We start from the raw sequence: 14,257 nt of genomic DNA on the forward strand, positions 1-14,257 counted from the left end.
CTAAAATAAATCTACGGCAAGTCCCAGCATATTGCCGACACCATAGCCCATACCTAATAACAAGCTAATCCAGATCAGCCCGCCTACGACGTTATAAAGCATAAAACTGAAAATATTCATGTGCCCTGCCCCTGCAGCAAAAGGTGCAAATGAACGGACAAACGGGACAAAGCGTGCAACCAGAATGGTTTTTCCACCATGCTTGGTAAAATAATGATTGGTTTTAACAATATATGCGGGTTTCAAAAACCGTGAATGTTCATGGAAAAATTTAAACCCCAACACCTGACCGGTATAATAATTAACGATATAACCCAATACTGCCGCAATAAATAACAATGACCCCATATAAGGTAAATGGATCACATCTGTGGTTGAACATAGTGCGCCAATCGCAAGCAGCAAGCTGTCCCCAGGCAGGAAGAACATGAACACAGAACCCGTTTCTGCAAAAATGATCAGAAATAAAATGGCGTAAATCCACAGACCATAGTTATCCAGTAGAGACGGCAACCATTGTTCAATATGCATTAGAAAATCAAGCATTTGCACCCATCCACTTCCCCTTTACTATTTGCATAAACGACTAAAAAGTATAAATAAAAACAAAAAAAACAGTCTCGTTTTTCAACCAGACTGTTTTCTATTCTATGGATTTTTACTTCAAGAAGCCATTTTCTGCAAGAAATGCCATACTTAATTTGGATTGTTCTTGGGTTTCAGCTGCTTTATCACCGAGCATTAAACGCTCGATATAGCGTGCTAAAACATCAACTTCCAAGTTGACTTTAGCACCGGTTTTCCATGTACCAATATTGGTTCTTTCAGCCGTATGCGGAATAAGATTGAGACTAATCACATTACCACGCAAATGGTTAATGGTCAGACTAATCCCATCAACCGTTACCGAACCTTTTTCCGCCAAATATTTGGCAATTTCAGCAGGCGCTGTCACTTCATAATAAATGGAACGGGCATCTTCACGCACCACGGTAATTTCACCGACAGCATCGACATGACCACTGACAATATGACCGCCAAAACGTGTGGTGGGAAGCATGGCTTTTTCCACGTTCACGCGCTGACCGACTTTCCAGGTGCCCAAGGTGGTGCGGTTTAAACTTTCACGCGAGACATCGGCAGCGTACCAGTTTTCGCCCCATTCGATCACGGTAAGGCAAATCCCATTGGTGGCAATTGAATCGCCCAAATGAACATCTGACATGTCGAGACTGGTGCCAATACGCAAACGGACATCACCGCCTACGCTTTGTAAACTTTCCACTTTGCCTAGACTTTCAATAATGCCTGTAAACATAACTTGTTCTCTATTTCTGTATTTGTTTTACCACAATGCCAGTTGTGTACTTACGCCTGTGGTATCTACCCCACCCAGTTCAGCAAAATGATACAACTGACCCAAGAGTTGGCGCAGCGGTGGACCCGATTTGGCATGGGTATCGGTAATCACAATAAACTCAAGTACGCGTGCGCGTTCTGACTGGCGTTGCTTGCTGACCCGATAACGCGGCACATCTTGCGTTAATAGCGTCACACGACCACGTTTTAAATTCGCTTGCAGCAAATCACCGGCTTCAATATTACCATCGGTAGAATAACTGGTCAGAATATAACGCGCATTAATGGTCGCAACCAATTTCTCATACGCTTCTTTGGCATGCTTGGAAGAGTTGTACTGACTTGGACGCTCTTTACGCCATACACGGTCAATCCCGCTCTTGTAGCCTTTGGTATCTGGACTGGGTAAATCAGCCTGATCCCACAAGGTTAAAGCATTCAGTACGTGATAGTTACTGCCATAGGCATGCTGGTTATACGGTGGATCAAGATAAGCCACATCCACTTCAAAACTGCTCATCTGATTGGCCAGATGCTGGGCATCCACACACCACATTTCAGCGGCCGGTTTTTTCGGTTCGCCAATTTCGCAGAAACGGCTCGGTGTCAGCCAGAGTAATGATTCAATCCGTTCCAAAGCCGTTTGGGTTTTACCACCCCAGCCATGATGGAAGCTTTTGAATACCCCACTGGTATTGCTGACAAAACTGGCTGAATAAAGCAATGGTGCCAGCAATGCCGACATCTCGACATCATCAATGGCCCCTTGCGCCTGCCAGGTCGCAATTTGCTGACGGATTGCATCGATACGCATGCCGTTACGGCGTTTGAAGAACAAACGGTCTCGGGTCGGATCATAAATTTCATCATTACGCGGACACAGGTTATGCGTCACCCAGCCTTTGACTTCCGGCAAACGGTTGAGGTAATCAATGGCTTTTTGATAACCACCCAACTCTTTAAATGCCGGTGCTTCTGTGCAGGATAAAATCGCACTGTTTAAAGCATGGCTGTAGGGTTCCCAGTCATTGGCAATCACGCGATAACCATTTTGTCGCGCCAGACGCGAAACCACACCAGAGCCTGCAAAAAAGTCAGCAAAAATCGGGGCACGACCATTTTTGCTATTTAATGTTCCCGTACTCTCAAGTGCTTCCAAAATCAGATGAAGTAAACGACGCTTATTGCCTAAATACGGAACAAGCTGATTGAAAAGATATTCGTCTGTGGTACGTGCTGAATGACGACGTTTATGATAAACCGAAGACTCTGAATTCATACTGTCTCTTGAGAAGGGATTAACCTTAAGCGCACATCATCCCCCAATTGGGTGACCTCCATGAGCTTAAATCGAAGTTGCTCTGCCATACGGCTAAATTCCGCACTAAACATTGCACGTGCTGTTTGACCTAAAAATGTTGGTGCAACATAGCTGATCATTTCATCGACTAACTGTTGTTGTAAAAAGGCAGTCGATAATGTTGCCCCCGCTTCCACCAGCACATCATAAATTTGATGCTGTGTAGATAGGGTTTGTAGCAAGTCTTTTAAAGGCTGTACTGAAAATTGTAGCACGCCTAAATCAGCCAGTTCCTGACGGAACGGTCCCATAACCATGACTGTATCGGGTTGCTGCAGTATTTTTGCGTTGAGAGGTAAACGTCCCTGACGATCTAGCACCAGACGTTTCGGCTGAACAATACTGGTGATATCTTCAATACCATTGAGCTGACGCACATTAAGCTGACAATCGTCTGCAAGTACCGTTTCAATTCCAGTAATGACCACACCAGAAATCGCACGCCAATGCTGCACATCCTGACGGGCTTCAGTTCCGGTAATCCATTTCGACTCACCCGAAGCCATGGCAGTTCGACCATCCAGGCTTGAAGCCACTTTTAAACGGACATAAGGCATGCCGGTGGCCATGGCTTTTAAGAAGCCTTGGTTCAGCTGATGTGCTTCTGCCTGACAGATGCCCACTTCAACTTCAATGCCGGCATCTTTTAAAATTTGGACGCCCTTGCCTGCCACCAACGGATTCGGATCAGGACAAGCGACAATCACTTTAGCGACCCCTGCTTCCACCAAACCTTTGGCACAAGGTGGGGTACGACCATAATGCGCACAAGGTTCTAAAGTCACATAAGCGGTTGCGCCTTTGGCTTGATCTGCCGCCTGACGCATGGCAAAGACTTCCGCATGCGGTTGTCCCGCTTTCGGATGAAAGCCTTCACCGACCAGTTGACCATCTTTAATGATGACGCAGCCGACATTGGGATTGGGTTTGGTTGAGTATTGTCCAAGTCGCGCTAATTCAATCGCACGTTGCATCCACAGCTGATCTTGGTGAATGGGATCTTGGCTTAACTTAGACATCTTGAAACTCTTTTAGTGTTCACGGTGTTGCATTTGTTCAATTTGACGTCGAAAAGCTTCTACATCCTGAAAGTCTTGATAAACTGAGGCAAAACGTACATAAGCCACATGATCCAAAGCAAATAAAGACTGCATGACAATTTCACCAATGGTTCGTGATTTCACATCACGCTCACCCAAACGGCGAATTTGTAATTGGATATCGCTTAGGACAGTTTCGATCTGCTCTTGTGTGACCGGTCTTTTTTGTAAAGCATGCATCAATGAACGGCGCATTTTCGCTTCATCAAAAGGTTCACTTTTGCCGTCAGATTTAATCACCCGAGGCATCACCACTTCATAAGTTTCAAAAGTGGTAAAGCGTTCTCCACAACTAATACATTCACGACGTCGACGAATTTGACAGCCTTCAGCAGCCAAACGCGAATCGATAACTTTACTATCTGCGGCGTTGCAAAACGGACAATGCATAGCGGTTTAATTGAACAAATCAAATCGGATTTAGAGTGTAGCAAAAATTCTGTGCTTTGTAGAGGTTTACGCAAGATATGGAAAAAAAACAGCCCTTACGGGCTGTTTTACACAATATATTGATTCTTGGTTTTTATATTATTCTACACGTTCGCCATGTTGACTTAAGTCTAGACCCATACGTTCATCATCCGCTTCAACACGAATACCAATCACCAGGTCAATCAGTTTAAGAATGATGAAAGTGAGTACTGCAGAGTAAGCGATGGTTGCAAGTACACCTTCAATTTGCACCCATAATTGATGCATCATATCTGCAGGGACTTTATCACCCATGATAAATTCACTCGCGAACACTGCCGTTAAGATTGCACCGACAATCCCCCCTACACCATGTAGACCAAAAGCATCTAAAGAGTCATCGGCTTTCAGTGCACGTTTAAGCGCAGTAATCCCCCAGAAACACACGACACCACCAATTAAACCCATTGCCAATGCACCACCAACAGTAACGAAACCGGCTGCCGGTGTAATCACCACCAGACCAGCAACAGCACCAGATGCACCACCCAATACAGAAGCTTTACCACGAACCACTTTTTCAGTAATTAACCATGCAATTGCTGCGGCTGCGGCTGCAACTTGAGTTACAACTAATGCATAACCAGCAGAACCGTTGGCACCGAGTGCAGAACCACCGTTGAAACCAAACCAGCCTACCCAAACCAAGCTTGCACCGATCACAGTTAAAGTCAGGTTATGTGGCGCCATTGATTCACGGCCCAAGCCCATACGTTTGCCAAGCATGTATGCAGCAACCAGACCTGCGACACCCGAGTTAATGTGAACCACCGTACCACCGGCAAAATCCAGTGCACCGTCGTTACCTAACCAGCCGCCACCCCAAACCCAGTGGGTAATTGGTGCGTAAACCACAACACTCCAAATGGTAATGAATGCAACGAAAGCGCTGAATTTCATACGTTCTGCAATCGAACCGGTAATGATGGCTACGGTAATGATCGCAAAGGTCATTTGGAAAATAACAAACAGAATTTCAGGAATTGTTCCGGTTAAGGCACTTGTGGTAATGCCGGATAACATGATTTTATCCAAGCCACCAATGAATGCATTTCCTTCGCCAAAGGCTAAGCTATAACCAATCACCACCCAAGTAATACTGACGACTGCCGCTGCAACAAAGCTATGTGCCATTGTGCCGAGGACATTTTTCTTACGAACCATACCACCGTAAAACAGTGCCAAACCTGGAATGGTCATCAATAAAACCAGTGCTGTAGACACTAAAATCCATGCGGTATCACCTGTATCTAATTTTACTTCTTCTTCGACAGGTGCTGCTGTTGTTTCAGCTGGAGCAGGTGCCGCAGCTAATTCAGAATTTGTTAACGATGTATCAGCAGTTTCAACAACTGTGACATCTTCAGAAGGAGCGGATGCTGTTACAGCTTCTTCAGCCCATGCAACAGAACCACCTAAAAGTGCGCCCGATAAACTCAGCGCAATGAGCATTTTTTTCATTCGTATCCCCCAACCTAGTATTTTTTGAGTTATTAGGTACTCAGCAAACTTCGTGCCAAATTAGACAGCGTCTGCACCTGTTTCACCGGTACGAATACGGATGACTTGTTCTAAATTAGTAACGAAAATTTTACCGTCACCAATTTTTCCTGTGCTTGCAACACGCGTAATCGATTCAATGACTGAATCAACCATATCATCGCTAATCGCGATTTCAATTTTTACTTTAGGCAAGAAATCAACGACATATTCAGCGCCACGATAAAGTTCAGTATGACCTTTTTGACGACCAAAGCCTTTGACTTCAGTTACGGTGATCCCTTGAACACCAATGTCAGAGAGTGCTTCACGCACGTCATCTAATTTAAAGGGTTTTACAATTGCAGTTACGAGCTTCATGTTTGTTTTCCTTCGGCTTCTTTCACCAGTAAGGTTTTATGTTCAAATTTCGTGCCAAACTTTCTAAGGTTGGGGGAAAATAGAGAGTTTCGACACGAGTTTTCTTTATAACCTATTTTATACTTTTAAACGTAGTCCGATCTAAAAAAAAGAGTCATTTTTATTATAAAATTTACGATTTTACTCATCGAACAAAACTATATCTGATCGATGGGGGCTATGGTCTAGGTTTGAGCAATGCTACACTGCTCATACTTCTACACCGTTAGGGAATCAATAATGATCGAAACTTTATTACAAGCAATCATGGAACAAATCGACCAACCCAAAAAAGATATTGAACATAATTTGCGTGCCTTACTCAATGAGGCGGTTTCCAAGATAGATCTGGTTTCAAAAGATGAAATTGAACGTCAACGTACTGCACTCAATAATGCCAACTTACGCTTGAATGAACTGCTTAAACAAGTTGAAGCATTAGAAATTAAAATTAAGAACAATAAATAAGCACTTTTTTGGTGCACTAAAAGACACAAAACGATTAAAAATAACGCACTATAACGGAACAATAATAATGTCTTTTGCTAAAATTTACACTCGAGGTCTGCTTGGACTTCATGCGCCTTTAATTGAGGTGGAGGTTCATGTCAGCCAGGGTCTACCCTCTTTAACCATTGTCGGGCTGCCTGAAGCGGCGGTTCGTGAAAGTAAAGACCGTGTCCGCTCGGCCATTATCAATAGCGGTTTTCAATTTCCGACGAAGCGCTTAACTATCAATTTAGCCCCGGCAGACTTGCCCAAAGATGGCTCACGTCTCGATTTACCAATCGCTTTAGGGATTCTCATCGCATCCGGGCAAATATCTGAAAATGTTACAGATAATCTGGAGTTTATAGGTGAACTGGCTTTGGATGGGCAACTTCGCCCCATCACCGGTATTTTGAGTATTGCGATTGCTTGCCAGCAGTCAGGACATCAACTGATTTTGCCAGAACAAAATGCTCAACAAGCCTCTCAACTGCCTAATTTTGAAGTCTTTGCAGCCAAGCATTTAAAAGATGTGTGCGATCACCTTTCTAATCAACAGCCCATCCAGCAATATCAAGCCAGTCACTCTGCAGCACCCGATCAGTACAAATTTGATTTAGCTGATGTCAAAGGTCAACTCCGTCCACGACGCGCTTTGGAAATTGCCGCAGCAGGCGGACATTCTTTATTATTTAAAGGACCACCGGGTACAGGAAAAACCCTGTTAGCATCACGGCTTGCCAGTATTTTGCCGCCTTTAGATGCACAGGAAAATCTGGAAGTTGCCAGCATTTATTCAGTTTCCAATACCTCACACCCCTTTGGACAGCGTCCTTTTCGCGCACCGCATCATACTGCTTTAGTCGGTGGAGGCTCACATCCTAAACCCGGTGAAATCACCTTGGCGCATTTAGGGGTTTTATTTTTAGATGAACTGCCTGAATTCGATCGAAAAGTATTAGAAGTTTTAAGACAACCACTGGAATCTAAAGAAATTGTGATTTCTCGCGCTTCACGGCAAATTACCTTTCCCGCAAATTTTCAGCTGATTGCCGCAATGAATCCCTGCCCGTGTGGTTATGCTTTTAATCAGGATATTCGTTGTCAATGTTCTGCGGATGCGATTAAGCGTTATCAGAATCGTATTTCAGGTCCATTACTCGATCGTATTGATTTGCATCTGGATGTACCGCCATTACAAGTGCATGAATTGCAAGATACAACGCCCGTCGAAAATTCACAGACTGTGCGTGAGCGCGTGATTCAAGCCTACAAGCTACAAATACAACGACAGCAATGTCTGAATCACGCTTTAAGTCCGAAACAGCTAGAGCAATTTGCACCACTGGATACGCAGGCACAAAAAATCATGGAAATGGCACAGCAGCGCTTAAACTTATCTGCTCGTGCTTACCATCGGGTATTACGTGTCGCGAGAAGTATTGCGGATTTATCCCAACATGCAGAAATACAAAGCCAGCATTTAACCGAAGCTTTGTCTTATCGGGCACAACAGAGCTAATTCACTGATGCAAAATTTGCTTATCCATAGCGAAAACCTTGCTGATCATGCTGCGATTTCACATGTCATCGAACAAACATTTAAAGATCAGCAATATTCGAGTCATACCGAGCAATTTATTGTTGCTGCATTGCGAAAGGCCAATGCACTGACCATTTCTTTGGTTTCTGTTTTAAATCAGCATATTGTCGGACATGTGGCGATCTCACCGGTACAAATTTCTTCAGGCATACAAGGCTGGTATGGCTTGGGACCGGTTGCGGTTTACCTGAATGGCAACTACAAGGAATCGGTTCAGCACTGATTCAATCTGCATTAAGTCAATTAAAAACCAGTGGTGCAGCGGGTTGTGTAGTTTTAGGTGATCCGAATTTTTATTCTAAATTTGGTTTTAAAGTGGTAGCTGAACTCATTTTAGCAAATGTGCCTACTGAATATTTTCAGGCTTTATCATTTGATGGAAAATTTCAACAAGGAACAGTAACCTATCCCTATCATGATGCTTTTAATGCGACTTCGTAACATGGTATCAAAATAAGAAGGCGACTCTCATGAGTCGCCTTCTTATTTATATTTTTGGATTAGAATCCATATTTCAAACCTAAGACAACTTTATTTTTCAAATCAGTATCATCACGTAATTTACCACCAATGATATAGTCCATAGAAACTGATGCACCTGTATCACCCAATGGATGGCTTAGACCCACTGTTAAATGGCGCAAATTGAAATCCTCTGTGGTATTTAAAGTGAGACCTTCAAAATCACCACTATCAGAATAGTAATACGCGCCTAATGATGTATTCAAAGTAAAGTCTTTCGGTAAACCATAGCTATAACTGGCAAGAAAATAGGTATCCCCTGCATTACCCCAAGTTACATCGTCTGTAAGCGTTTGAGCAGTAAGACCCAAACTCTTATAGTTTAAGCCCACCATGGTTTCAAAAACATTTGAATCATCAGACGGATAATAAACGTAGTAAGTACCACCTACTTTAAAGCCCAGGTCTTCAGTAATTTTGCCACTGAAACCCGCATAAAAATCATGTTCAAAGCTTTGCTCACCAGATTCTGCATAACTTATATCTAGTGTAGAACCCCAATATCCAGCATAGAAACCTGAAGCATGACTGTAGTCTAAACCGCCTTGAACCGCTGCCCCCGAGTTTTCCAAACCTGCAGTATTACCACGTAATACATATTGAGACACCACTCCAATATTACCTGTAATGGTATGTTCTGATGCAGGTGCCTCTTCTGCGAAAGTGAATGTAGATGCTGCGCCTAATACAGCCAGAGATAATGCTTTTAAAGTTAATTTCATTGTTTGATTCCCCCCACATCGTACTACGACGGTTTTTTTGGTTATTTCGATAAACTCAATAAGGTAATAGCAATTGCTATGCCAAAAGCGAAATCAGATCTCTACAAGCCATCTAGAATAAAAAATAAATAGATCTATCATTTTGTTTTTATTAAATTTTAATTAATTATAATAAACCTATCTGCAATACAGTTGATTCGCTGCCATAGCCATTTTTTTCAACATTAAAACTCACTTCAGCTTTAGAGCAAGATTCATATTTACTTACATCATGCCTCTTTTTGAGGCTATTTTTTAACCGCATTATTTTATTATGCTTAAAAAAAGTGCACAAATTTAAAACAATTTATGCACTTTTAAAAACTCTTACAGTTTTAAACTTAAAAACTAAAATTCAAACCGAATACAACCTGATCATCAAAATCTGTATCGAAGCGATCCTTACCGCCCACCACATAATCTAAAGATGCAGTAGCCCCCGTATTTGCAATATCTTTACTCACACCCATACGTGCTTCATTAAAGGCAACATCATTAGTCGTTTCAATCATGCTGTCATCGCGGCTGCTGTTATAGATGGATGCGCCCACTGAGGTATTCAACATAAAGTTTTGCGGCAAAGCATAACTATACGCTGCACTTAAATACACATCTCCCGCGTTAGCGAAAGAAGCATCTGCAAGCATTACGGATGCAGCTAAAGTTAGGTCTTTATAAGCCAATTCACCCAATACATCGAATGCTGTAGTTTTACGTTTACTGCCATCTTCAGCATAAACTGTACCGCCATTTTGATAGTAATAAGCAGCCCCTTGAACTCTATAGTTCCAGTTTTGGTTAATTTCATTACCGTACGCCACATAAAAATCATGTTCAAAACCATGATCTCTATCCTTATCAGATGGATCATAACCTATGGTTGAACCCCAGTATCCTACGCTAACACCACTTTGAAGTGCATACTCAAGACCTGCTTGTAGAGCAACATCATCATTTTCCACACCACCACGGTAAATATATTTATTCACCACAGCAAAACTGCCTGTTAATGCTCCCGCTGCTGGTGAAATTATCTCTTCTTCAGCAAATGCAGGCATTGTGCTCATGGCAAGCAATAAAGATAACGCAATTTTGTGTGAAGTTTGATGCATTCCTACCCCTTAGAGAATCCGACTAAGATTCTTTTTCGATGACAAATTTAGCTGCGAATTCTAAAGCTTTTTTATAATTTTTGTTCAATTTTTTAAATAAATTCATCCTGCTTTTATTTAATTTTAGGGAAATAAAAGCGCTTAATATTTAAGTAAAATATATTTTTCATTGCATATAATTAGATGATATTTACATTAAATATCATGATGATCTGAGAATTTAGATCATTGGCAAGATTTGATAAAAATTTACCACCCAAACTTTTGGTCACAACTTAAAAGCCTTATTAGACCAAAGTAGCAAGCGTTAAATCTAATAAAATAAAATTAAAAATCAGGGCACTATCTATTATTCATTCTTTATAAAAAACCACATAAAGAATCATCTTTCATTTAAATATATTATTGTTTTAAATAATATATTTAAATGAAATCGATTTTTTTGAACTTTTGTTCAATTTATTACATGGATTCTTATTCAAGGAATGCATAACTTTAATGAAATAAAATGAATAAAAAAAAGATTTTTTTGCTCTACATTACGTATACAATTCTTCTCATTTAATCCTCCCTCTTTTGTATAAGGCCATCTCCCAATGCAAAAAGCACAAAAACTTACCTTAGCAGTTTTGATTCAAGCTGCATTAATCTCAACTGTATATGCTAGTGAGCAAAGCGAAGCTAAAGGCTTTGTTGAAGATGCTGAAGGAACTGTTCTATTCCGTACCGGTTATATCAATCGTGACAAAAAAGCACCTGATGTCAAAGATCAAAGCTCTGCTGCACAATCTGCAATTGTGAAACTCGAGTCTGGCTTTACCCAGGGTGTTGTAGGTTTTGGTGTAAATGCAGTAGGTGATGCTTCATTTAAATTGGGCAACAATAAAAATGCCGGTAACGGTATGATTCCACGTGAAACAGGCTTAAACGGTGACGGTGAACTAGCTAAGGGTGCTGGTGATACCTATGACCACTGGGCACGTGGTGGTGCAAGTGTCAAAGCGCGTGTTTCAAATACAACTGTTGAGTACGGTACTCAAGTATTAGATATCCCTGTTCTTGCAAGTAATACAGGTCGTATGGTTCCTGAATATTTCACCGGTGTGCTTGCAACAAGCCACGAAATTGAAAATTTGGAAGTTATTGCGGGTAAATTTACTAAAAACCAATACTCTGATCAAATTAACACTGATGGTGAAAACTTAGACCGTGCAGTGGTTTGGGGTGCAAAATACAAATTTAGCGACGCTCTAAATGCATCGTACTATGGCCTAGACAGCAAAAATAAATTAGAGCGTCATTATGTAAATGCCAACTATAAACAAGCATTAGCAAATGATAGTTCTTTGACTTATGATTTCAGCGGTTATCACACTGAGTTTGATGAACAAGCAGCTACTTATTCTTCAACAATTGGCAATAAAGATGTTTCCGGTCGAAGCAACAATATTTGGGCAATTTCAGGTACTTATAATACTGGTGCACACAACGTCATGTTGGCTTACCAACAAAATACTGGCAACACCGGTTATGACTACGGCCAAAATGCTGATGGCTACCAAAGTATTTACTTACCAAACTCTTACTTGTCTGACTTCGTCGGCAACCATGAGAAATCAGCACAAGTTCAATATACCTATGACTTCAGTGCAATGAATGTTCCTGGCTTAACTTGGACCACTGCTTATGTCTATGGTTGGGACATTAATGTTGCAGGTGAAACAGGCGAAGGTAAAGAAAATGAATTCTTTAACCAAGTGAAATACACGGTTCAAAGTGGTTTTGCCAAAGATGCGAGCTTGCGCGTTCGTAACTCAATCTATCGTGCAAATGATGTCTATGAAGGCGCTTACATCGGCGACACCAATGAATGGCGTTTATTCTTAGATATTCCTGTGAAATTATTTTAATTCACAGTAAGTTTAAGAGATAAAAAAACCTGCACATTGTGCAGGTTTTTTTATCTAAGCCTTTCAGGCTAAATTCGAAACAAACAATTATTTGTTTGCTTCTACATAAGCTGCAATTGAACTCAATACTTCTTGTTTCGCAACATCAGCACCTTCCCAACCACTTAACTTAACCCATTTTCCTGGCTCTAAGTCTTTGTAGTGTTGGAAGAAATGTTCGATTTGGCTGATCAACAAAGGAGGAAGATCTGTATATTCCTGAACATCTTTGTAGATTGGCGTTAATTTGTCGTGTGGAACAGCAACAAGTTTAGCGTCTACACCACCATCATCTTCCATGTTCAATTTACCGACAGGACGGCAACGAATCACTGAACCTGGTTCAACTGGGTGTGGTGTTACAACCAATACGTCTAATGGGTCGCCATCTAAAGACAAGGTATTTGGTACATAACCGTAGTTCGCTGGGTAGAACATTGCTGTACCCATGAAACGGTCTACAAATAACGCATCAGAATCTTTGTCGATTTCGTATTTGATTGGTGCTGCATTCGCAGGAATTTCGATGATCACATAGATATCGTTTGGTGCATCTTTACCCGCTGGGATATTACTGTAACTCATAGCATCACTCTTTAACAAGTTAAATCTTATTTAAACCGGCACGATTATAACGGTTTTTGAGAATTAAATAACTTTGTGATTATACATCCGCCACAGCAAAATATGTATTTCCCCAGATTGATGCAAGCTTAAGTTAATTTAATGACCAGAAGTAATAAGAAAATTGGACAAAGTAAAGACAAGGCCCAAACAATGGAACGCAAAGTTGCCCAATTGGCTAAATAGCAAATACCGTAAACAATACGTAGCACAATATAGGCAATACCGAAGGTCATAATCACGGTTTGAGGAACCACCATATATTCCGCCATTAAAATGGCAGCAATAAATAAGGGTAAACTTTCAAAACTATTTTGCTGTACCGCATTGGCACGTGCTGCCAAACCAGTGGTTTTGGCTAAAAAATCGCGCGGGTTTTGGTTATCTCGTCCTTTAAAGCCAGCAGTTTTTTTTGCAATCACTGTAAAAACGTAGGGCAATAAACATGCAATTAAGATGAGATAGATTATTCCGCTGATGGTTTGCATCTCATTTTTCTCATTAAGATTTTCTGCCCAATATCATAGCATGGCGTTTCAGTAATAATTTTTGTTAAATTATAATGTTTTTATTAATGAGGAATAAGGATCCAGTATGGTCAACCCAGATCAACAACAAATGTTTGATGTCCTAGAAAAACAGCGCCAGCATCAACTTAAAGTGGATCGTGTACTCAAAATCGTGTTGCCGATTGTGGGATTTTTACTTTCAGTCATGTGTGCCAATCTAAATAGACTGTCTCTTATTTTCACCATTGTCATCTCAATTCTTGCACTTTGGAATGTGGGGATTAAACGTCAAGCCCTTTGGATATGGACGACAGTCGTTGCACTTTACTGTTTGCTGGATAATTTCTATAGCTTTGGTTCATTTGATTTAAAGCGATACGTTTATCAGTTCGGTAGCATCACGACCTTTTTATGGATTATGGGTATTGGACGCCCTTATATTGATCGCTGGCTGATGAAAGATTAAAAGTTCAAGTATAAAAAAAGCGCCGAAAACGGC

General features: G+C 41.2%; 15 protein-coding genes and 1 pseudogene. 5 read left to right on the plus strand and 11 right to left on the minus strand.

Annotated features, from left to right (window positions below; translation table 11 throughout):
• The 7 genes from E0409_RS08085 to glnK form a co-directional block, all read right to left on the minus strand.
• Positions 1-546, minus strand: coding sequence for a VTT domain-containing protein (locus E0409_RS08085; protein WP_131289532.1), 546 nt, complete (start codon positions 544-546; stop codon positions 1-3).
• A gap of 112 nt (positions 547-658) precedes the next feature.
• On the minus strand, positions 659-1,318 hold the full coding sequence (locus tag E0409_RS08090) for a riboflavin synthase (protein WP_131289534.1): 660 nt from the start codon (positions 1,316-1,318) through the stop codon (positions 659-661).
• A gap of 27 nt (positions 1,319-1,345) precedes the next feature.
• Positions 1,346-2,638 carry a DNA adenine methylase gene (locus tag E0409_RS08095; protein ID WP_131289536.1) on the minus strand — a complete coding sequence of 431 codons (1,293 nt, stop codon included), beginning with the start codon at positions 2,636-2,638 and terminating at the stop codon, positions 1,346-1,348.
• Complete coding sequence (gene ribD / locus E0409_RS08100; RefSeq protein WP_131289538.1) at positions 2,635-3,738, minus strand: bifunctional diaminohydroxyphosphoribosylaminopyrimidine deaminase/5-amino-6-(5-phosphoribosylamino)uracil reductase RibD; 1,104 nt, start codon at positions 3,736-3,738, stop codon at positions 2,635-2,637. Before ribD ends, E0409_RS08095 begins: the two co-directional genes overlap by 4 nt.
• Before the next feature lie 12 nt (positions 3,739-3,750).
• Positions 3,751-4,209, minus strand: a complete 459-nt coding sequence (gene nrdR, locus E0409_RS08105) for a transcriptional regulator NrdR (RefSeq protein WP_074946956.1) — start codon at positions 4,207-4,209, stop codon at positions 3,751-3,753.
• Between the two features lie 138 nt (positions 4,210-4,347).
• Positions 4,348-5,751: an ammonium transporter gene (locus E0409_RS08110; RefSeq protein WP_131289540.1), complete on the minus strand. Its 1,404-nt coding sequence runs from the start codon at positions 5,749-5,751 to the stop codon at positions 4,348-4,350.
• Between the two features lie 60 nt (positions 5,752-5,811).
• Positions 5,812-6,150, minus strand: coding sequence for a P-II family nitrogen regulator (gene glnK, locus E0409_RS08115; protein WP_067722465.1), 339 nt, complete (start codon positions 6,148-6,150; stop codon positions 5,812-5,814).
• A gap of 279 nt (positions 6,151-6,429) precedes the next feature.
• Here glnK and E0409_RS08120 point away from each other — a divergent pair, with 279 nt between their 5' ends.
• The 3 genes and pseudogenes from E0409_RS08120 (at position 6,430) to E0409_RS08130 (ending at position 8,722) form a co-directional block, all read left to right on the plus strand.
• Positions 6,430-6,657 carry an accessory factor UbiK family protein gene (locus E0409_RS08120; RefSeq protein WP_131289542.1) on the plus strand — a complete coding sequence of 76 codons (228 nt, stop codon included), beginning with the start codon at positions 6,430-6,432 and terminating at the stop codon, positions 6,655-6,657.
• 67 nt (positions 6,658-6,724) lie between these two features.
• Entirely contained in the window at positions 6,725-8,200 is a 1,476-nt protein-coding gene (locus E0409_RS08125; protein WP_131289544.1) for a YifB family Mg chelatase-like AAA ATPase, read from the plus strand.
• A 7-nt stretch (positions 8,201-8,207) separates the two neighbouring features.
• Positions 8,208-8,722, plus strand: a pseudogene (locus E0409_RS08130) (GNAT family N-acetyltransferase).
• 59 nt (positions 8,723-8,781) lie between these two features.
• Here the strand turns inward: E0409_RS08130 and E0409_RS08135 are convergent.
• Positions 8,782-9,525: a TorF family putative porin gene (locus tag E0409_RS08135; protein ID WP_131289546.1), complete on the minus strand. Its 744-nt coding sequence runs from the start codon at positions 9,523-9,525 to the stop codon at positions 8,782-8,784.
• Positions 9,526-9,905: 380 nt separating this feature from the next.
• Positions 9,906-10,676: a TorF family putative porin gene (locus E0409_RS08140; protein WP_131289548.1), complete on the minus strand. Its 771-nt coding sequence runs from the start codon at positions 10,674-10,676 to the stop codon at positions 9,906-9,908.
• A gap of 596 nt (positions 10,677-11,272) precedes the next feature.
• Here E0409_RS08140 and E0409_RS08145 point away from each other — a divergent pair.
• On the plus strand, positions 11,273-12,586 hold the full coding sequence (locus tag E0409_RS08145; protein ID WP_131289550.1) for an OprD family outer membrane porin: 1,314 nt from the start codon (positions 11,273-11,275) through the stop codon (positions 12,584-12,586).
• A gap of 87 nt (positions 12,587-12,673) precedes the next feature.
• Here the strand turns inward: E0409_RS08145 and ppa are convergent, their stop codons facing one another.
• Together ppa and E0409_RS08155 are read right to left on the minus strand one after the other, a co-directional pair.
• Positions 12,674-13,210, minus strand: a complete 537-nt coding sequence (gene ppa, locus E0409_RS08150) for an inorganic diphosphatase (RefSeq protein ID WP_131289552.1) — start codon at positions 13,208-13,210, stop codon at positions 12,674-12,676.
• Between the two features lie 128 nt (positions 13,211-13,338).
• On the minus strand, positions 13,339-13,737 hold the full coding sequence (locus E0409_RS08155; protein ID WP_131289554.1) for an MAPEG family protein: 399 nt from the start codon (positions 13,735-13,737) through the stop codon (positions 13,339-13,341).
• Positions 13,738-13,843: 106 nt separating this feature from the next.
• Here E0409_RS08155 and E0409_RS08160 point away from each other — a divergent pair, with 106 nt between their 5' ends.
• Positions 13,844-14,224: a hypothetical protein gene (locus tag E0409_RS08160; RefSeq protein ID WP_131289556.1), complete on the plus strand. Its 381-nt coding sequence runs from the start codon at positions 13,844-13,846 to the stop codon at positions 14,222-14,224.
• The last annotated feature ends 33 nt before the right edge of the window (positions 14,225-14,257 follow it).

Source organism: Acinetobacter sp. ANC 4862 (genome assembly GCF_004336635.1).
Lineage (GTDB): Bacteria > Pseudomonadota > Gammaproteobacteria > Pseudomonadales > Moraxellaceae > Acinetobacter.